Below are 20173 nucleotides of genomic sequence, written 5' to 3'. Positions count from 1 at the left end.
TCATGCCAGCATGCTAGCGCGCTCGCCGTGTGAGTTCAAGCACGCGTCCGAGCGCGCCGACGGCGAAGATGAGGGGATAGAGCCTCTCGTAGTACCACAGCTTGGCGAAATAGAGGCCGATGGGCGAAGGGGCGAACGAGCGACCGCCATCGGTGCGTTCCAACAGCCAGCGGGCGCCCGAGGCGATCGCGGGTTGGGGACTGGGGGTGGCGGACGGCGAAGAGAGGGCGGCGAAGCGGCAGAGGGCATCGAGGGCGAGGGCGGTTTCTTCAATGCTGGCGGGCACGCCGGGCGCGCCGCCCCAACCGCCGTCGGGATTCTGGGCCGAAAGGAGCCACGCGGCCCCACGCTGTAGGGCGTGCGTGTCTGCGCGCGGCACTCCCGCAAGGGCCATGATCACTCGGGCGGTGCCATAGGTGGGGTTGGCCTCGTCGGGCGCCGCCTCGTTGCCGAACCACAACGGCACCCACGAGCCGTCGGCGCGCTGGGAGCGCTCGAGAAAGCCGAGCGCGCGGCGCATCGCGCTGGCTACGCCGACGCAGAGGCGCGGCGGCAGGGCGTCGTGCCAGGCGTTCCAGGCCTGGAGCGCGTGGGCCGTGAGGTCGGCGGCGCTGCGGTCGAAGGGCAGCTTGCCCCAGCCGCGGCAGAAGGTGGGAATGCCGCCGTCGCGGTTCTGAAGACCGAGGAGCCACCGGATCCCCGAAGCGACTGCGGAGTGAGGAGTGCGGAGTGCGGGATGGGAAGAGGATGGATGGATGAATGAATGAATGAATGGCCGGGTCGGGCATTCGTCCACCCCTCCACTCATCCAACCATCCCCGCCTGCTAGCTGCCGTAGCGCAAGGAGCGCGCCGGCGGTATCATCGGCGTCGGGCACGCCCCCGCTGAGATCGGTCCACGCCCAGCCGCCGGGCTCGGCGTGGGTGTAGGGGTGCTCGACGCGGTGCTGCTGGGCGAGGAGCCAGCCGAGAAGAGGCCGTCGGGCTTCCTGGGGCAACGCGTCGCCCAGGGCATTGACCGAGAGGGTAGTCGTCCATGTGGCGAGATTCGCGTCAATCGGCCAACTGCCATCGGGGCGCACGGTCTGGCGCAGGAACTCGGCCGCTCTCGTGGCCACCGGGTGCCCCGCCTGCCCAAGGCTCGCGAGGCTCATGGCCACGAAGCTGGTGAGGGGCACCGCCTCGAGGAAGCCGCCGCTTTCGGGCTGCGTGCCCTGGAGCACGCGGAGCGTTTTCGCGCGCACGGCGTGTCGGACAGCGCGGGCGAGGGGATTGCGCGGCGGGGCGTGGCGGAACCGCGCCTGCCCGATGGCGATGAGGGCCGGCAGCGCGTAGCTCACCACAGGCAGCCGCAGCCACTTGTAGAGGCGGTGCGGGAATGCGGCCAGCTCGAAGGGCAACGGGGCCACGTGTTGCCAGGCCGCCCTGCCCTGCCCCAGCCGCCCGGCCAGCGCGCACAGGGTGAGGATCGGCGCGGAGAATGTGCGGTCGTTGCCGTAGCGCGCGGCGATGGCCGAGGCCAGGCGCTCGGGCTCCAGCCCGCCTGCGGCCCGGCCGAGCCAGGACTCCGCGTGGCGACAAGCATCTCGTGTGTCCTTCTCCGCAAGCGGGATGCGTGCGGCGACGGCACCGAAGGCGCCCCAGACGAGGGCCGTGGTGCTGAGGTTGGACCGCGACTGGACGGTGTCACCCCAGCCGCCGTCGGGGCTCCGGTGCTCGGCGAGCCAGCGAATCCCCTTGCGGATCAGCGGCTCGTGCGCGGCGGGGTCCATCAAGGCGAGCGCGGCCACCGCCGTGGCGGTTGAGAGCGCGCTGCTCGAGAGCTCGCCCAGCCAGTGGCCATCGGGGCTGCGCGCCTCCAGCAGCCGTTCGCGCGCGGAGGAGACTGCTTGTGCCAGAGCCTGGATGTCGAGCGGTGGTGGCACGGGGTCAGGCCCAGAAGACGAGGCCCACGTCGTGCGGGCACGCGAGGTCCTCGTGGCGCGGGAGGACTCGGAAGACGCTGCCGTGTCGGCCGGCGGTGCGGCAGGCGACCTGGGCGGCGTAGCGCCACTCGCCGGGCCGGCCGGCGCCCTCGCAGGCCATCTCGATGATGTTGGGCTCCACGATGGTGCGCCGGGCGTCGAGCCGCCCCTCGTAGAGTTGCACCGTGACTTCCTCGGGCTGCACGTCGCCCAGGAAGAACCGGGCCTGAACGGGGAACTGGTCGCCCACCTTGACCTCGTCGGGGGGCTCGGCCAGGACCTCGAGGAGGCGAATCTTGCCCCAGCGGTCGCGCAGGCGTTGCTTCCAGGCGGCGAGCGCGGCGGCGCGGCGCAGGTCGTCGGCCAACAGCGTGCGGCCGCGCCGGATGCCCGGCACGTAGAACCGCTCGGTGTACTCGTGCACCATCCGGTTGGTGTTGAACACGGGGTTGATGGTGCGGAGCGCGGCTTTCATCATCTTCACCCAGCCGTTGGGCACGGTGTCGCTGCCGCGGTCGTAGAAGAGCGGGATCACCTGCTTCTCGAGGAGATCGTAGAGGAGCCGGCTCTCGACGGCGTCGCGCCGCTCCTCGTCGGCGTACTCTTCGGCGTGGCCGATGGCCCAGCCGTTGCCGGGCACATAGCCCTCGTCCCACCAGCCGTCGAGCACGCTGATGTTGAGGCCGCCGTTGGCGGCGATCTTCATGCCGCTGGTGCCGCTGGCCTCGAGGGGGCGGCGCGGGGTGTTGAGCCAGGCGTCCACCCCGCTCGCCAGGTAGTGAGCAAGGCACAGGTCGTAATCTTCCAGAAAGACGATGCGGCGGCGGAACTCGGGGGTGTGGGCCTCGGCGACGATGTCGCGGATGAACTCCTTGCCGTGGACGTCGTGGGGGTGGGCCTTGCCGGCGAAGATGAGCTGGACGGGCCGCTGCCGGTCGCTGAGGAGGCGGAGGAGGCGTTCGCGGTCGCGGAAGAGCAGCTTGCCGCGTTTGTAGGTGGCGAAGCGCCGCGCGAACCCGATGGTGAGGGCCTCGGGGTCGAGCACTTCGGCCGCGGCCGCCACCTCGTCGGGGCTGGCGCCGCCTTGCGCAAGCTGGGCGCGAAGGCGCGCGCGCACGATGGCCACCAGCCGCTCGCGACGCCGCTCGTGCGTGCGCCAAAGCTCGGCGTCGGGTATCCGGTCCACCCGCTGCCACACCGCGTGGTCCACCGGACGGTCCATCCAGTGGGGGTCGAGGTAGCGGTCGAGAAGCGTGGCCATGTCCACCGAGAGCCAACTCCGCGTGTGGACGCCGTTGGTGATGGCCGCGATGGGCACCTCGTCGAGGGGCGTGTCGGGCCACAGGCGCCGCCACATGGCCCGCGACACTTTGGCGTGCAGCTTGCTCACGCCGTTGCGCGCGCGCGAGAGCTTCATCGCCAGCACGGTGAGGCAGAAGAGTTCGTTGCGGTCGCCCGGGTCCTCGCGGCCGAGGGCCATGAATTCGTCCCACTCCAGGCCCAGCGCCTGGCTGTAGCTGTGGAAGAAGCGGCGCATCAGGCCCTCGTCGAACCGCTCGTTGCCGGCCGGCACGGGCGTGTGTGTGGTGAAGACGGCCTGGCCGGCGACGGCCTCGGCGGCGGTGCCGAAGGGCACGCGATGCCAGGTGACGAGCATGCGGCACCGTTCGAGAGCGAGGAAGGCGCAGTGGCCCTCGTTCATGTGGTACAGGTCGGGCTCGATGCCGAGCGCGCGCAGGGCGCGCACACCGCCGATGCCCAGCATCATCTCCTGGGCCATCCGTTCCTCGGACCCGGCGGCGTTGCCGTAGAGCCGCGCCGTGATGTTGCGGTCGTGCTCGCTGTTCTCGGGCACATTGGTGTCGAGGAGGAAGAGCTCGATGCGGCCCACCTGCGCGCGCCAGATCTGCGCGCGCACCGAACGGCCGGGGTACTCGACGCCCACGGTGATCGGTGCGCCGTCCGCGCCCTTCACGAGCGAGATGGGTGTCGTGTAGAAGTCGGTCTCGGGGTACTCTTCCTTCTGCCAGCCATCGGCGCCCAGACGCTGACGGAAGTAGCCCTCGCGGTAGAGCAGCCCCACGCCCACCAGGGGCAGGCCGAGGTCGCTCGCCGACTTCACGTGGTCGCCGGCCAGCACGCCCAGGCCGCCCGAGTAGATCGGCAGGCACTGGTTGATGCCGAACTCGAAGGAGAAGTAGGCGATCCGGGCGCCCTTGAGCTCCGGGTGCGCCTGGGCGAACCAGGTGGGCGCGGCCAGGTACTCGCGCAGGAGCGTCGTCTGGCGCCGCACCGCGGCCACATAGCTGGGGTCGGCCGCCAGCTCGGCCAGGCGCTCTTGGGTCGCCTCGGCCAGCAATTGCACGGGGTTGTGGTTCGTGCGCTCCCACAGGTCGGGGTCCATCCGGCGGAACAGCGAGAACACCTCGCTGTTCCAACCCCACCAGAAGTTATTGGCCAGCTCCGCGAGGCCGCTAAGGGGCTCGGGCAGGGACGGGACGACGCAGAAGGTGCGAAGGTCGCCGCGAATGGGGGACATCTATTCTCCTTTGAGCCGCAGGGGCGCTGCGGCACGAATGATTGCAGGTGACGTCATGAGGATACTCGCTCAGGCCCGCTTTGTCCAATCCCGCCGATGCGTCTCCGCGGCCCGCCATTTGACGCGGGCGGGCGAAAGCGGGATGATAGGGCTTGGAGGAGCCATGTGGAAAGGCCTCCGATGCGCACTCCTGGCTCTCCTGGCTTTGGGCCTCGGCGGCAGCCGTGTGGCGGGCGCTGCCGCGGCGGGAGCCCTCCCCAAGCCGCCCGGTGGAAGGACCAACATGACCGTCGCCGTTGGCGCCGCACAGGCGATTCCCGTGATTCGGCAGGGCGACGCGCTGGTCGTCGAGGGCACGCTGGCCGGCTGCGTGGCGGCGCACCAGATGGCCCACCAGGGGCGGAGCGTGCTCCTGGCCGCCTCGGGCCTCTCGCTGCCCCACGACCTCGTGGCCACGCTGCGCCCGTGGGCCCGCGAGGCCGAGCTGGCGAAGCTGCCGGCCGACTTCGCGCAAGCCTTTCGGCGGTGTGTGAAGGAGCGGGCCGACGACGGCGAGATGATCTTCGATTTGGCCCGTCTTGCCGCGGCCGTGGAGGATTTGCTCCTGGATGCCGGGGTGAGCCTGTTCTACGACCTGCGGCCCTGCGGGGTGGCCAAGGATGGTACGCGCGTGTCGGCTGCGCTCTTCGCCGCCAAAGGGGGGCTGGCCGCTCTTGCGGCCGGCGTGGTGGTGGACTGCACGCCCGATGCCCGGCTGGCGGCGCTGGCCGGCGCGCGCTTCGCCGAACGGGTGCCGAGCGACGGCCGGCTCGACGTTCGCTACACCTTGCTCTGCAATGACCGGCCGCCGCGCAGCCCGGCCGTGGAGGGCCTGCCCGAGCTGGCCGGCGGCCAGCTCGCCGCGCACGGGCCACTGGTCGAGTTCCCCATGCGGCTGGCCACGCGGGGCGATGCGGCGTTCCGCGATGTCGAGCTGACGCTTCGGGCGCGCATCGTGGCGGCCAACGCGGGCCGCAAGCTCGAGGGCCTTAGCTTCGCCCGCGGCGGCGATGCCCTTGCCGTCGCGCCGACCCGCCGCCTCCTCACACGGTCCGAGGGGGCCGAGCTGGGCCTCGCCTCGTGCGTGCCGCAGGGCGTCGAGGGCCTCCTCGTGTGCGGGCCTTCGGCCGACGCGCCCGACGAGATGGCGCGCTCTCTGGCCGACCCTTTCGGCGGCGTGGCCCTCGCCGCGGTCATCGCCTCCGCCCCCCTCCCGCCCGGCGAGGGAGCTGGGCGAGGCTCGAGTCTCAGGGCCACCCTCGCCCTCCCCTCCTCTTCCCAGGCTGAGGGTTCGCAGCCCGTGGCCCCCGGCGTGCAGGCGCGATTGGGCATCTCCCAGGCCATCCGCCGCACGGGGGCCGAGATCGCCATCGGCGGCGCCGCTCTCCCCGTGGTGGCCGACACCGATGTGCTGGTAGTGGGCGGCGGCACGAGCGGCGTGCCCGCCGCCATCGTGGCCGCGCACAACGGGGCGAAGACGCTGATCGTGGAGAAGCACGCCGACTTCGGCGGCACCCACACCCTGGGCGGCGTGTCGAAGTACTGGTTCGGGCGGCCCACCGATTTCGTGCGGCAACTCGACCGCGACGCCCTGGCCCTGCTCTCGGGCACGGGCATGCCGAAGTCGGTGGCCATGCTGTACGCCCTCGTCGCTTCGGGCGCGAGCGTGATGCCCCAGTGCGCCGCCGTGGGCGCGTTGGTGGAGGGCAACGCACTCAAGGGCGCGGTGGTGGCCACGCCCGCCGGCCTCGCCGCCATCACGGCGAAGGCCGTTATTGACGCCACCGGCGACGGCGACATCGCCGCCTGGGCGGGCGCGGAATACTCGTGGGGCACGGGCCGCGATGCGTTGACGCTCTGGTTCTCGTTCGGCCACTTCGTGGGTCCGAAGAGCGAGGCCAGCCGCCAGTACCACTCGGCGGTGGACCTGCGCGATCCTGCCGATTTCACCCGCGCCGTCATCACCGCGCGCCGCCGCACAGGCATTTTCGGCCAGGGTGATTTCCCGCAGTTCTACCTCGCGCCGCGCGAGTCGCGCCATGTCAAGGGCCGGGCCACCGTGACCTATGGCGGCATCCTGCGCGGCCAACGCTGGCCCGACACGGTGCTGGTGGCTGAGTCGAACTTCGACATCAAGGGCATCGCCTCGAGCGACCTGGCCCTCTGCGGCTACGCAGAGAGGGAGTTCACGAAGAATTACTCGGCGCCGATCCCCTTCCGCGCGCTGGTGCCCGAGGGGCTGGAGGGCGTGCTGGTCGTTGGCAAGGCCTATTCGGCGACCCACGATGCGCTGTCGCTGGCCCGTATGCAGCGCGACCTGATGGCGATGGGCGGAGTGGCCGGCCTGGCCGCCGCGCGAGCCGTGGCCGACGGGCGGCCCGTGGCCGCCGTGGATGCCGCGGACCTCCAGAAGGGCCTCGTCGCCCTCGGCATCCTGCGCCCCTCCGACCTGGCGGAGCTCCCCGCAGCCGACCCGAAGGAGTTGGCCCAACTCGTCCACGGCCTGGCGGCGGACTCGCTGCCGCTGGCGGGTCAGGCGAGGCTTCTCGGCCACGGCCAGGCGGCGGTGCCGCTGCTGCGCAACGCCCTGCCCGCGGCGACCGACCGCGGCAGGGTGGCCTGCGCCAAGGCTTTGTGCTTCCTCGGCGACGCCGTGGGCGTGCCGATTCTGCTCGCCGAACTCCAGCGGCAACTCGCGGGCGAGAGCCTGCCCGCCAGCCCGCGCGAGAGGCACGACGCGCCTGACCACGGCTACGCGCCCGAGCCGGCCTTCCTCGTCCGCATCATCGGCCTTGCGCGCGACTCGCGCCTCGTGCCGCTGCTGGGGCCCCTCGCCGAGCGCATCCCGTTGAACCCCACGAAGGCCGATGACGCCTTCGAATACGTGTTCGCGATCTGCTACGCTTGCGAGCGCATCGCCTCGCCCGAGGCCATCCCAGCGCTTGAGGCGCTGGCCGACAAGCCGGGCATCAAGGGTTTCACTTTGCCGGTCGGCACCGACCCCAGGAGATCTGTGGACCATGTCGCCGAGCGGCACGCCTATCTCGAGCTGTGTGCGGGCCGGGCGCTCGCCCGTTGCGGCTCGCCGCGCGGCTACGAGCTCCTCATCGGCTACCTGGGCGACATCCGCGGCGTGCTCGCGCGCAGCGCGCACGATGAACTGGCCGACCTGGCCTGCGATGACCTCGGCTTCGCCCCCGAGCCCTGGCGCCAGTGGCTCGCTGCTGTGCCGCGGCCGCTGCCGCGGAAGCCGTATCTGAGGCGCATCGAATAGGAGAAGCCTCGATGAAGCGTCGTGAGTTTGTGTGCAGCGTCGTGGGCGGCTTCGCTGCCGCCTCGTTCGCCCGCCATGCCCTGGCCGAGGAGAAGGAAATGCCCCGTATTCGCCTGAGCGCGTGCGACTGGTCGCTGGGGGCCGGCGGGCCGGGCGGCCTCGAAGTCGCCAAACGCTGCACGCTCGATGGGCTGGAGGTTTCGCCCGGCGGCGCCGCCGACAAGCTCCAGATTGCCGACCCCAAGTACCGCGAGCAGCTCAAGGCCAAGGCCAAGGAGATCGGCGTCGCCATCTCGTCCGTCGCCATGGGCCTGCTCAACGGCTGTCCGCTCGCCACCGACCCGCGCGGCCCCGCCTGGCTCGACCAGTGCATCGAGGCCACCGCCGACCTCGGGGCGACCAACATCCTCCTCGCCTTCTTCGGCGCGGGCGACCTCCGCAAGAACGACGCCGAGCTGAAGACCGAGGCCGTGGACGCCGTGGTCGCCCGCCTGAAGGAGGCCGCGCCCAGGGCCGAGAAGGCCCGCGTGGTGCTCGGGCTCGAGAACTATCTCACGGCGAAGCAGAACCTGGCGATCCTCGAGCGTGTCGGGAGCCCCGCGGTGCAGGTCTATTACGACGCGCGGAACTCCACCGACGTCGGCCACGACGCCCCCGCCGAAATCCGCGAGCTGAAGGGCAAGCTCTGCCAGATTCACTTCAAGGACGGCGCCAACTACCTCGGCGAAGGGAAGGTCAACTGGGAGGCCGTCCGCGACGCTCTCAACGACATCGGTTACAGGGGCTGGGCCGTCCTCGAAACGTCGTGTCCCTCGAAGGACCGCGACGCCGATTTCAGGCGGAATGCCGCCTTCGTACGCAAGCTGTTCGCCTAGGAGCCTGTCCGAGAATCCGCGTGAGGCTGCGACGTCGCCGATTCGGGCCGCACGCAAGGAGCGAGGAGGAGGCGATGCAACGGAGCGCATCGCGGACGATGAGCGACACAGCGGGCGGCCTGAAGTCGCGGCGTCCCTTCGGGTTGCGGCGTCAGCGGGCCGGCTGCCACGTTGCGGCTCCTCAGCGATGCATTCCAGGGCATCGCCTGCGTCGCCGCGCCTCGCCTCCAGCCCGCTGACGCCGGCAACGCAGCCCACGGGGATTCTTGGACAGGCTCGTAGCCAACCTCCCGCGGGTTCGCAACCCGCGGGAGGTTCCCAAGCAAGGGGCGCCGCCACGAGCCGTTTCCCTCGCCGCACATTCCTCCAAACCCCGGCGCTGGCCGCGGCCGGCGCCGCCCTCGCGTCTGCAGGAGAGCCTCCGAAGATGGACACCATTCGCGAAGCCCCGCGCGAAACCCCCGTGGTGGCCGACGTGGACGTGTGCGTCGTGGGCGGAAGCTGCACGGGCGTCTTCGCCGCCGTCGCCGCCGCACGTCTGGGCGCCCGCGTGGCCCTCATCGAAACCAACGGCTTCTTCGGCGGCGTCGCCACGGCCAGCCTCGTGAGCGTGTGGCACTCGACCAAGGATATCCAGGGCCAGCAGCAAGTGATCGCGGGCCTCACGACCGAGGTGGTGGACCGCCTCGCCAGACGCGATGCCGTGCGCTTCGTGGGCACGGCGAGCCAGTACTTCGTCCTCAACACCGAAGAGCTGAAGATCGCGCTCGACCTGCTCGTGACCGAGGCGAAAGTGCGCCCGTTCCTGCACACGCTCTTCGTGGCGCCCGGCCTGGAGGATGGCCGCCTGGTCGCGGCCATCGTCGAGGACAAGACGGGGCGGCGGGCCATCCGCGCGAAGCAGTTCGTGGATGCTACGGGCGATGCCGACCTCGTTGCCCGCCTGGGCCTGCCCGTCTATCAGCGCAAGGACGTCCAGCCGCCCACCACGTGCGTGATCCTCCGCGGCCTGCGCGCCCTGAGCAAGGCGCACCCGGGCTTCAACATCCACAGTGTCATCTTCGACGCCCAGTACCCCCAGGCCCTTCAGAAGGGCTTCGCCTGGGGCTCGGCCGTGCCCGGCGGCGACGACGAGTACATGCTCGCCGGCACCCGCGTATTCGGCGCCAACTGCGCCGACGCCGATGAGCTGACGCAGGCGGAGCTCGAGGGCCGGCGCCAGGTGCGCGCCATCTGCGACATTCTGCGCGAGCACTTCCTGGGCGACAAGGGCACGCCGCTGGTCACCCTGCCCGCGAAGATCGGCATCCGCGAGACCCGCCATGCGCGCTGCCTGCACACGCTGACGCAGGACGAACTGCTCGCCGGCCAGCGCTTCCCCGATGCCATCGGCTACGGCACATATCCCGTGGACATCCACAGCGCGCGCGGCGCGGGCGTGACGTTTCGGCGCCTCGAAAAGGCGCCCTACTACCAGATCCCCTATTCGTGCCTTGTGCCGAAGGGGGCCACGAACGTGCTCGTCGCCGGCCGTGCCCTCGACGCCGACGAGGGGGCCTTCGGCGCCGTGCGCGTGATGGTCAACTGCAACCAGACCGGCCAGGCCGCGGGCGTCGCCGCGTGGCTGGCTCTGGATTCGGGCAGACCCGTGGCCGAGGTAAACCCCGCGAGGCTCCGCGAGACACTCAAGGGCCAGGGAGCCATCGTTCTCTGACCGTAGTGTCGCCGCGCGCGGCGAAGAGCATGGCCCCCAGGCCTGGCCACCCGCGCCGCGGAGGTCTCCAAGCCCTGCCTGCTCCTCACGTGCATCAGCCCCCCTGAGAGCACGAATGGTGCAGAGGGGCAGGAACGGCCGCGGAAGGCCCCAGACCGCCTACGCGCCATACTTGCTCACCTGAGGGGGGAGGAAATTGAGCAAGCATGGCAGGAAAGGCCGCCAAGCCGCCCGGATCGCCCAAGCGCCATACTTGCTCACCGGAGAGAGCAAGGAAATTGAGCAAGTATGGGCGGAAGGGGCTCAGAGCCGCCCGCCTGGCCCGAGCGCCACACTTGCTCACCTCGCGGCAGCGGCAGAGCCGTGCCCGCAGGGCGCCGGTGTGCCCGGTTTGGAGGATGCTGACGGCGAGCGGGGGCGCAGCCGGGGGGATTGGGAGCCGGGCTCCTCAGCGAAAAAACCCTTGACAGCGGCCGGCGTCGTGTGTTATCTTCTATTCCGCAAGCCTTTCCTTGCACTCTTAATCCTGACTGCGATTGATTCTGCCAGTCTTCTCCGTAGGAATTCTGCGTTTGCCGAGCGTTCTCCAAGCTGCGCTTTCTGCGCGTGCGCCGTCACAGCCAGTGGTCAGGTGACGCCCACCTGGGACATCCCAACCGGAGCCTGAGCATCGCCAGCGGCCGAAATCCGGACTACGTGTTCTGCTGAGTCCCAACGGCAGCTCCGGGCAGCCGCGCCGGCGGTGCGCCCGGCGGCACCCGCAATCGAGGGGTAGTCTGCCCACGCTCATGAGCTCCACGAGAAGTCGGTGTCCCGTGATCGGGTTGCTCGGCGGCATCGCAGCGGGCAAGACGACAGTGGCCAGGATGCTCGCCGAACTCGGAGCGCGTACTGTGAATGCCGACGAGATCGGCCACGCCGTCCTGGCCCAGCCGGCCGTGCGCGAGCAGGTGGTGGCCCTCTGGGGCCGCGGCGTGCTGGGACCGGACGGCGGCGTGGACCGCGCGAAGGTGGCCCGGAGAGCCTTCCGCGGACCGAAGGAGTTGGCCGCCCTCGAGGCCATCACGCACCCGGCCATCCGAGCCGAGCTGCACCGCCAGATCGCCGCGGCCCGCGCGGCGGGGGCGCCGGCCATCGTGGTGGACGCGCCGCTGCTCGTGGAGACGGAGCTGGATGCCGTGTGCGACGCTCTCGTCTTTGTGGACTGCCCGCGCGAGGTGCGGCGGAAGCGCGCCGCCGAGCGCGGCTGGAAGGCCGCCGAACTCGCCCGCCGCGAACGCCTCCAGGCGCCTCTCGAGATCAAGCGTGCCAGGGCACGCTTCGTGATAAACGGCAACGGGCCTCTCGAAACCACTACCCGACAGGTGCAGGAGCTATGGCAAGAAATTCGCGAGCGGTGAAGGAGAAGAAGGAATCCAGGAATGGCACCTCCTTCGGCAAGGGCATCCTCCCCAACGACGCCCAACTGGCCGCCGAGGAGAAGGCCCTCGAGGAGCAACTCGAGGACGCGGCGAGGGGCGGCGAGGAGCTGCACATTGCCGAACTCAAGCGCCTCAAGATCCACGAACTCCATCAGATGGCCGAGAAGGAGGGCATCACGGGCCTCGCCGGCCTCAAGAAGCAGGAGCTCATCTACAAGATCCTCGAAGAGTGGGTCAAGCGCGCCGGCCTCATCCGCGGCGAAGGCGTGCTCGAGGTGCTGCCCGACGGCTTCGGCTTCCTGCGCTCGCCCGACTACAACTACCTGCCCTGCCCCGACGACATCTACATCTCGCCCTCGCAGATTCGCCGCTTCGGGCTCAAGACCGGCACCGTGGTGGCCGGCCAGATCCGCCCGCCCAAGGACAACGAGCGCTACTTCGCCCTTCTGCGGGTCGAGGCGATCAATTACGCCCCGCCCGAGGAGCTGGCCGACCGCGTGTGTTTCGAGGACCTCACGCCGTTGCACCCCGACAAGCGCCTCATCCTCGAAACCACGCCCGACGTCATCGAGACGCGCATCGTGGACCTCATCGCGCCCATCGGCAAGGGCCAGCGCGGCCTCATCATCTCGCCGCCCAAGGCCGGCAAGACCATCCTCCTCCAGAAGATCGCCAACGCCATCACCACCAACCACCCCGATATCTATCCCATGGTCCTCCTCATTGACGAGCGGCCCGAGGAGGTCACCGACATGCAGCGCTCGGTCAAGGCCGAGGTCATCAGTTCCACCTTCGACGAGCCCGCCGAGCGCCACATCCAGGTGGCCGAGATGGTCATCGAGAAGGCCAAGCGCATGGTCGAGTACGGCAAGGACGTGGTGATTCTGCTCGACTCCATCACCCGCCTCGGCCGCGCCTACAACACCGAGTGCCCGCACAGCGGGAAAATCCTGTCGGGCGGCGTGGACGCCGCGGCCCTTCAGAAGCCCAAGCGCTTCTTCGGCGCGGCCCGCAACATCGAGGAGGGCGGCTCGCTCACCATCCTCGCCACCGGCCTCATCGAGACCGGCTCGCGCATGGACGAGGTGATCTTCGAAGAGTTCAAGGGCACGGGCAACATGGAACTCGTGCTCGACCGCCGCCTCGAAGAACGCCGCATCTTCCCCGCCATTGACGTCAACCGCTCCGGCACCCGCAAGGAGGAGCTGCTGCTCTCGCCCGAGGACCTCAACCGCGTGTGGGTGCTGCGCAAGGTGCTCAGCGAGATGAACGCCACCGAGGCGATGGAACTGCTCATCGAGCGCGTCAAGCGCGCGAAGACCAACAAGGAGTTCCTCGAGACCCTCGGCGCGCCGAACTGACCCACGCAGCAAGCCTCAGGCCACAAGCGGCAAGCCCGGAGGCATCCCGTTCCGGCCCCTTTCCCCTTGCCGCCTGCAACCGTTTGAAGGACAGTGCCCATGCCATTCTGGGGCAAGAGCAAAGGTGCGAAGTCTGCGGAGGCGCCGCCCCCCTCCCCTCCGCCACAGGCGGCCGAGCCGGCGCCCGAGCCGAAGAAGGGCCTCTTCGCCCGCATGGCCTCGTCGCTCGGGCGCATCAAGGACGGCCTGGCCAAGACCCGCAGCTTCCTCGCCGCGGGCCTCGGTTCCATCTTCTCCATCAGGGGCAAGATTGACCAGGCGAAGCTCGACCAGCTCGAGGAGCTGATGATCACCGCCGACATGGGCATTGACACCGTCACCAAGCTCCTCGACCAGGTGCGCGCCGCCTGGAAGAACCGCGAGATCGAGACGACCGACCAGCTCCACGATTTCCTCAAGGCGCAGCTCAAGGCGCTCCTCACGCAGCAGGACGTGGGCATCGGCCACGCCGAGAAGCCGCCCACGGTGATCCTGGTCGCCGGCGTGAACGGCTCGGGCAAGACCACCTCGATCGCCAAGCTGGCCAACCACTTCCGCGACCGCGGCGGCCGGGTGCTGCTGTGCGCCAGCGACACGTATCGGGCCGCCGCCGTCGAGCAGCTCACCATCTGGGCCGAGCGCCTCGGCGTGGACATCGTGCGCCACCAGCGCGGCGGCGACCCGGGCGCCGTGGCCTACGACGCCTGCGACGCCGCGCTCGCCCGCGGCGTGGACATTCTGATCGTGGACACCGCCGGCCGGCTCCACACGCAGCAGAACCTGATGAAGGAGCTGGAGAAGATCCGCCGCGTGATCGAGAAGAAGATCCCGGGCGCCCCGCACGAGGTCATCCTCGTGCTCGACGCCACCACGGGCCAGAACGCCATCGCACAAGCCAGGCAATTCAAGGAGGCGATCAAGGTCACGGGCATCTTCCTCGCGAAGCTCGATGGCACGGCCAAGGGCGGCATCGTAGTCGCCGTCAAGGACCAGCTCGGGATTCCGGTGAAGTTCATCGGACTCGGCGAGAAGCCCGCCGACATCCAGCCCTTCGACCCCGACGCCTTCGTGGAGGCCCTGTTCGCTTGACAGGCGCCGAAGACCTGCATAGCATTGGGGAGCATCGTCGGGCCGGCAAGCGCTCTCTAGGACATCCCAGATCGCAAGCCACAGATCGAGCCTTCGCATCGGCACTCGCGCGAGCAAGCTGGCGCTGACGCAGAGCCAGTGGGCCGCCGACCAGATCGCCGCCGCACACCCCGGCCTCGCCTGCAAGCTCGTCCACATCACCACCTCGGGCGACCGCCAGACGACTCAGCCGCTGCCCCAGATCGGCGGCAAGGGCCTCTTCACGAAGGAGCTCGAGGAGGCCCTCCTCGGCGGGGCGATCGATCTGGCGGTGCACAGCCTGAAGGATCTGCCCACGCAGTTGCCCGAGGGACTCGCCGTTGCGTGCGTGCCTGTGCGCGCGCCGGCGAACGACTCTCTGATCATCGCGGAGCGTCACGTGAGCAGAGGGGCATCCCGCCTCTTCGATCTGCCCCACGGCGCGCGCATCGGCACGAGCAGCCCGCGGCGGGCCGCCCAGCTTCGCGCCGCGCGGCCCGACCTGCGCTGCGAGCCGATCCGCGGGAACCTCGATACCCGGCTGAAGAAGCTGGCGGATGGGCAGTTCGATGCCATCGTGCTCGCGCTGGCGGGCCTCACGCGGCTGGGCCTCGCCGAGATGGCGACCGAGGTGCTGCCCTTCGACCTGATGCTGCCGGCCCCCGGCCAGGGTGCGCTGGCAATCGAGGCCAAGGCGGGCACCGAGGCAGCGGCCCTCGCGGCCGCCATCGCCGACGAGGCCGCCACGCTGGCCGTGGCTGCCGAGCGGGCGCTCCTCGACGCCCTCGGCGGCGGCTGCTCGATGCCCCTGGGCGCCTACGCGGAGTTGCGGGAGGGCTCCGTGCGCCTCAGGGCCATTCTCTTCTCGCCCGACGGGTCGCGTGTGGCGCGCTCCGACCGCTCGGGCAACGCCGCCAACCTGCGCGCACTCGCCCACGCTGCCGCCGAGGACCTGCGCCGCGGCGTTCACTTCTCGTAAGTCGTGATCTCGAGCTCGGGCAGCTTGTCCTTCGACGGGGTGAAGCGCACGGTCCAGCCGTCGTCCACACCGCGATTGGGCACGATGCGCAGGGCGAGACCGTGGGGCTTCGCGCCGCCAATCCAGGCTCGGACGGCCCTCGTCACGTCAATCTCGTAGCGCAGCGGCGGGTCGAAGGGCTTGCCGGCGCCGCCGCCCTGCTTGACGATGGCCGAGCCGACGATGTCGCCGAGGCCCTTGAAGTCGTAGGGCTGGCCCACCTCGAACGGGGCGTTGAGCATCACGGCCGCGGCCTCCATGTTCGCCTTGTCATGGGCCTCCACGACGTGGAAGATGAGCCTGGCCGAGGCGAGCTGCTTGGCCTCGGGCAGCTTCACGTCGTCCACGCCGATGAGCAGAATCCAGGCGGCGGGGCCGGCCGGGTCGTTGGGCTTGAGCCACTTGATGAAGTTGTGGGGGAACACCTCGCCTTTCATGCTCACATAGCTCAGCCGCTTGGGGGGGAAGGTGGCGGATTTCGTGGGCAGGTCGGCGCGGCTGGCCGGCTTGCTGGTGCCGATGAGCCAGGGGTTCGGCAGTGTCGCGAGCACCTGGTCCGCGCCGACGGTGGGCGTCGAAGGCGCGACGGGCGTGGCCATCGGCTCCTGGCCGGGCGCGAGCACCTCGCGGCGCAGGAAGACCATGCGCGGGTACACGGGGAACTTGCCCTTGGGCGTGGGCACGGGGATGTCGAGGGTGCAGGGGAACTTCTCCACCGCCTTCTGCACAACGGTGGGCGTGTCGGCCCACGCGGCGTAGTGGGCGCGCGCGACCTCGGCCCCCTTGTCGAACATCTGCTCGTAGGAGCAGTTGCGCGAGCCCGGGCAATAGGCGTAGGTGACGACCAGGCGGTTCTTGCCCAGTGCGTCGGGGTTGTCGGCCGTGATGGTCACCTTGTTCTCGCCCGGGGCGAGGAAGGGCAGCGCCTCCTGGTTATGCTGCACGACGCTCGCCAACTCGATGGCCGTGATCGGCTTGGCGAAGGTGATGCGGACCCGGTAGCTGTAGCTGCCCGCCACGGCCTTAGTGAGATCGGAGAGGTCGGTCGGAGCCCAGGTCTTGCCGTCCTTCGACACCTCCGCCTTTACATCGTCGCCTGCGACCTTGCCCGATGCCCTGGCGACGATGTACGGGCAGGCCATCTCGACGACGAACGAGGCGGGCCTCGCAGCATCCTTCGGCTTCAGCGCGCCGCCTTCGCACGCGACATTGTCGGCCTCTTTGAGGCTGGCGAGGCAGGCGTCGCTGCGCAGGTCGGGCTTGAACACGAGCGTGCCGTTCGACCAGGTCTGGCGGCGGTCCTTGCCCGCATAGGGCTCGAGGAGGGGGCCGATGGACGGGCAGTTGCGGTAGTTCTTGTCGCCGCAGGAGTGGCCGGGCGGCTTGTCCTTGCCGTTGAAGTAGAAGGCGCCCTCCAACTTGTCCCAATCGAGCGTGAGGGCGTAGCCGACGCCGAGGTTGACGGCGGTGTTGTAGCGCGGCTCGTCGAACTGCACGGTCGCCCAGCCGCGGGGGCTGCCGGCGTCGGTATTGGCCTTGCAGCCCGCGATGACGCCGGGCAGCTCGTCGCCGCACACGAGGAACGCGGGCGCCGTCCAGTTCACCTTGTCGCCCAGGTACTCGAAGCGATTGTCCCTCATGTACCACACCTTGCGCCCCTCGTCGAACACGAAGGCGTCGCTGACGAGGGACGGGTTGGCCTTGATGTCCTGCTGCCCGGCCACGGTGCGGCCGCCGGGGGCGTTGGGGTCGGGCATCCAGCAGTAGAACTTGAGGAAGGTGTCGAAGTAGTGCCAGCGCCCGCCGTAGAAGCACTCGACCGTGGTGTGGCCTGGCCAGCCGCGATAGCGCCACTTGAAGCCCGCCTTCTCCCACACGGCGGCGAGCACGCTGTGCTGCCCGCCGCAGAGGCCCCAGCCGTAGACGTTGAGGAACTTGAGCGCGCCCAGGCCGCCCGGCTCGCTGGGATAGGCGTGGTGGTAGTAGAGGTAACGGCAGGCGTTGTAGATGGCGATGGCCTTCTCGTCGTCGGTCTTGCACTCGCGGGTGATCGAGGCCACGAGGGCCTCGAGCGACGAGCAGTCGGGCGCCTTGTCGCTCACGACCTTGACGTTCGCGAGCGGCTCGGCCAGTGCGCACGCGGCCACGGCCAGGCCCACAGCCACCCACAGGCTTCTCACGGCACGGCCTCCTGACGAGGGTATTGCGGAATCCCTGTTACACCGCCGATCATAGGCGAGAGGCCACGGCGATGCAAGAGCCGGCTCCGCGCCCACCCAGCACGTGGTGCAGCGCGGCCTCGAGGTCCGGCCACGCGAACTCGAAGCCCGAGGCGAGCAGGCGGGCGGGGGCGGCCCGAATGCTCGCGAGCAGCAGCTCGCGGCCCATCTCGCCCAGCGCGAGGCGAATCGCCCAGGCGGGAACGCGGCACAGCGCGGGGCGATGGAGCGCGCGGCCCAGCGCCTTCGCAAACTCGCGGTTCGTCGCCGCCCGCGGGGCCACGACGTTCACCGGCCCGGCGAGATCGGGCTTGGACAACGCGCGCAGAATGGCGCGCACCGCATCGTCGAGCGCAACCCACGGAAAGAACTGGCGCCCGCTGCCCACCGGCCCACCGAGGCCCAGGCGGAAGGGCAGCAGCATCTGCCGCAGCGCGCCCCCGTCGCGGCTCAAGACCACGCCGAATCGCGGGTGCACGACGCGAACGCCGGCCCGGCGCGCCGGCTCGGCCGCGGCCTCCCAGGCCTGGCACACACTCGGCAGGAAGCCTGCGCCCGCGCCGCTCTCCTCGGTGAGCGGCTCGTCGCCGCGGTGGCCGTAGAAGCCGACCGCCGAGGCGCTCACCAGCACGGCCGGCGGCTGGCGCAGGCCCGCCAGCGCTTCGCTCAGCAGCGCTGTTCCCTTCACGCGGCTGTCGCGGATGCGGGCCTTCTTGGCCGCCGTCCACCGCCCCGCAATGCTCTCGCCCGCGAGGTGCACGGCGGCGTCGTGGCCCTCCAGGCGTTCGGCGTCAATCGTGCCCGCGGCCGGGTCCCAGGCGGCGTCGCCCTCTCCCGGCCTCGAGCGCACGAGGCGGGTGACACCGTGGCCGTCGGCTTCCAGCGCCGCGGCGACGGCAGAGCCAATCAGCCCGCTCGCGCCGGTGAGCACCACTCTCATCGGACGGCCTCGCGTGGGGGTTCGCCCATTACGGTGAGGAGTTCGCCAATGCCAGTGGTTGTAGTGGTTGCATGCCAACGGGCGGCGGCGTCCATGTCAAACGCTTCCCTAAGTGGACCCTTGATGACAGGTGGCCGCACGCCGGGCGCTGTGTGGCACAGCCGCCCTCTCATTCCGCCGGCAGCTTGCCGCCGAGGGCCTCGAACCAGGCGTAGGCGAACATGGCAGGCACGTGGCTCGACGGGTCCTCGGTGGGCGCGAGAGCGGTCTCCTCGGCCGGCACGTCGTCGCCGCGCGACTGCCGCATGCGCGCGAGGTTGAGCCGCCAGGGGCCGGCCAGCGTCGCCTTGTCGGCGCCCTTCGTCAGCTCGGCCAGCGGGATGGCGATCTCGGCCGCCCAGCCCTCTTTGCCCTTGGCCGTGGCAAGCTTGAGTTCGCTCTGCCACGCCCCGTTGTCGCCGCCCAGGTCGTCGAGGAACGAGCCATCGGGGTTCACGATCAGGTGGTGGTACTCGCGCGCGGGCTCGGGGCCGGGCTTGAGGAACACCTCGACCGAGTCGTCCTCCCAGATGTTGTCGTCGCGGTCGCGCTTGCGGCTCACGAGCGGCTCGGTCTCGCCGCACTGGAAGGCGACGAAGAGGGTGGTCTCGTTGGCCAGCAGCCTGGCGGTGGTGGCGTGCTTCGGCTTGTCGGTGGAGCCGTCGAGCATGCGGAAGGTGAGCGCCTGGGCCTTGGCCCAGCAGGGGTCGTCGAGCGAGCCGTCAACCTTCGGCTCGGCGGCGGGCCTGGCGACGAGCACGGCGGGGCGGCCCTTGTAGGTGGGCCCCTTCGGCGCAGCGGCGTCGCCTGCCTCGGCTTTGGCCGGCTTGCCCTGCGAGAGGACCTTCTGGTAGACCTCCCAGAGGGCCTTGAGGGTGAGGTAGTTGCGCAGCGTGTAGCCGCTCTGCTTGAGCGCCTCCTCGCTGAAGTCCTGCTGGTACTCCTTGGGATAGGAGGGATGCAGCCCGTCGCCGAGCAGGGTCTTGTGGAACTCGGTGGGCTGGCGGGACATCATCTCCTTGTAGAAGTCCACGAGCGGCACCTTCTTCTCGGCGGCCACGGTGCGGGCAGCCTCGACGAAGGTCTCGACGTGCGCCGTGTTCTTCGCGTTGCCCGCCTGGTCGCCCTTGGGCGGAATCGTGTAGAGGATGGGCACGGTGCCGTTGTCGAGGCAGGCCTGGATGATGAGCCGCAGGTTGTCGGTGTACTTCGGCGGCTTGGGGCCCTGGTAAGTGTCGTTCGTGCCCCACATCACGAGGGCGACCTCGGGGTTGAGCTTCTTGAGCCAGCCGGCGATGCCGGCCAGGCCCCAATCGGTGGTCGTGCGGCCCTCGTTGCCGAACTGCGGCCCCTTCCACGCCCGCCAGCAGCGCGGCTGCACGTACTTGCGGAGCCAGGCGTGCGCCTCTTTGAGGTCATCCGGCACGTTCTTGTGGTCCATCGAGAGCGGCGTGAAGAACGCCATCGTGATCGTGATGCTGTCGCCGAACTGCGCGACCGTGCCCGCCTGGCCCGTGAACCTGGCGTGGACGGCCTTCATCGGCTCCACCCAGTCGTCGGCCCCGCGGGCGGCCGTGGCGAGGCACACCAGCAACACAATGACGCGCATCCAATGCTTCATCGTC

The 20173-nt window shown here is 70.0% G+C and carries 12 protein-coding genes; 7 read left to right on the top strand and 5 right to left on the bottom strand.

The annotated features are described in order from the left end of the window. Nucleotides 1–13 precede the first annotated feature (13 nt). A complete protein-coding gene (locus PLE19_06985) occupies nt 14–1924 on the bottom strand; it encodes a prenyltransferase/squalene oxidase repeat-containing protein (protein HPD14674.1) in 1911 nt (636 codons plus the stop codon). 4 nt (nt 1925–1928) lie between these two features. After that, on the bottom strand, nt 1929–4502 hold the full coding sequence (glgP, locus tag PLE19_06980) for an alpha-glucan family phosphorylase (protein HPD14673.1): 2574 nt from the start codon (nt 4500–4502) through the stop codon (nt 1929–1931). Between the two features lie 283 nt (nt 4503–4785). Here glgP and PLE19_06975 point away from each other — a divergent pair, with 283 nt between their 5' ends. From PLE19_06975 to hemC, 7 genes are all read left to right on the top strand, one after another. Next, on the top strand, nt 4786–7815 hold the full coding sequence (locus PLE19_06975) for an FAD-dependent oxidoreductase (GenBank protein HPD14672.1): 3030 nt from the start codon (nt 4786–4788) through the stop codon (nt 7813–7815). An 11-nt stretch (nt 7816–7826) separates the two neighbouring features. Continuing rightward, nucleotides 7827–8690, top strand: a complete 864-nt coding sequence (locus tag PLE19_06970) for a sugar phosphate isomerase/epimerase family protein (GenBank protein HPD14671.1) — start codon at nt 7827–7829, stop codon at nt 8688–8690. Between the two features lie 427 nt (nt 8691–9117). After that, on the top strand, nt 9118–10404 hold the full coding sequence (locus PLE19_06965) for an FAD-dependent oxidoreductase (GenBank protein HPD14670.1): 1287 nt from the start codon (nt 9118–9120) through the stop codon (nt 10402–10404). A gap of 815 nt (nt 10405–11219) precedes the next feature. Next, the gene (gene coaE / locus PLE19_06960; protein ID HPD14669.1) at nt 11220–11804 is read left to right on the top strand and encodes a dephospho-CoA kinase; all 585 of its coding nucleotides are present in this window, start codon (nt 11220–11222) and stop codon (nt 11802–11804) included. Then, nucleotides 11780–13186, top strand: coding sequence for a transcription termination factor Rho (gene rho / locus PLE19_06955; GenBank protein HPD14668.1), 1407 nt, complete (start codon nt 11780–11782; stop codon nt 13184–13186). The genes coaE and rho overlap by 25 nt, the downstream gene beginning before the upstream one ends. A 99-nt stretch (nt 13187–13285) precedes the next feature. After that, entirely contained in the window at nt 13286–14314 is a 1029-nt protein-coding gene (gene ftsY / locus PLE19_06950; GenBank protein HPD14667.1) for a signal recognition particle-docking protein FtsY, read from the top strand. 97 nt (nt 14315–14411) lie between these two features. Next, nucleotides 14412–15311: a hydroxymethylbilane synthase gene (gene hemC, locus PLE19_06945; protein HPD14666.1), complete on the top strand. Its 900-nt coding sequence runs from the start codon at nt 14412–14414 to the stop codon at nt 15309–15311. On the opposite strand, the gene PLE19_06940 is transcribed toward hemC, so the two are convergent. The 3 genes from PLE19_06940 to PLE19_06930 all read right to left on the bottom strand — a co-directional run bounded on the left by PLE19_06940 (nt 15299) and on the right by PLE19_06930 (nt 20169). Continuing rightward, a complete protein-coding gene (locus PLE19_06940) occupies nt 15299–17530 on the bottom strand; it encodes a hypothetical protein (protein HPD14665.1) in 2232 nt (743 codons plus the stop codon). The genes hemC and PLE19_06940 overlap by 13 nt on opposite strands. Before the next feature lie 49 nt (nt 17531–17579). Next, nucleotides 17580–18509 carry a TIGR01777 family oxidoreductase gene (locus PLE19_06935; GenBank protein HPD14664.1) on the bottom strand — a complete coding sequence of 310 codons (930 nt, stop codon included), beginning with the start codon at nt 18507–18509 and terminating at the stop codon, nt 17580–17582. Nucleotides 18510–18678: 169 nt separating this feature from the next. Further along, on the bottom strand, nt 18679–20169 hold the full coding sequence (locus PLE19_06930) for a GDSL-type esterase/lipase family protein (protein ID HPD14663.1): 1491 nt from the start codon (nt 20167–20169) through the stop codon (nt 18679–18681). Nucleotides 20170–20173: the final 4 nt, after the last annotated feature.

The organism is Planctomycetota bacterium (assembly GCA_035384565.1).
Classification (GTDB): domain Bacteria; phylum Planctomycetota; class PUPC01; order DSUN01; family DSUN01; genus DAOOIT01.
The sequence above is the reverse complement of the archived record's forward strand: the minus strand, read 5'-3'. Positions and strand labels throughout refer to the sequence as shown.

Excerpts from the sequence above, each read along its gene's own strand:
- PLE19_06970 (HPD14671.1), top strand. The coding sequence starts at position 7,827 with ATGAAGCGTCGTGAGTTTGTGTGCAGCGTCGTGGGCGGCTTCGCTGCC.
- ftsY (HPD14667.1), top strand. The coding sequence starts at position 13,286 with ATGCCATTCTGGGGCAAGAGCAAAGGTGCGAAGTCTGCGGAGGCGCCG.
- PLE19_06975 (HPD14672.1), top strand. The coding sequence starts at position 4,786 with ATGACCGTCGCCGTTGGCGCCGCACAGGCGATTCCCGTGATTCGGCAG.
- rho (HPD14668.1), top strand. The coding sequence starts at position 11,780 with ATGGCAAGAAATTCGCGAGCGGTGAAGGAGAAGAAGGAATCCAGGAAT.
- PLE19_06965 (HPD14670.1), top strand. The coding sequence starts at position 9,118 with ATGGACACCATTCGCGAAGCCCCGCGCGAAACCCCCGTGGTGGCCGAC.
- glgP (HPD14673.1), bottom strand. The coding sequence starts at position 4,502 with ATGTCCCCCATTCGCGGCGACCTTCGCACCTTCTGCGTCGTCCCGTCC.
- PLE19_06935 (HPD14664.1), bottom strand. The coding sequence starts at position 18,509 with ATGAGAGTGGTGCTCACCGGCGCGAGCGGGCTGATTGGCTCTGCCGTC.
- PLE19_06930 (HPD14663.1), bottom strand. The coding sequence starts at position 20,169 with ATGAAGCATTGGATGCGCGTCATTGTGTTGCTGGTGTGCCTCGCCACG.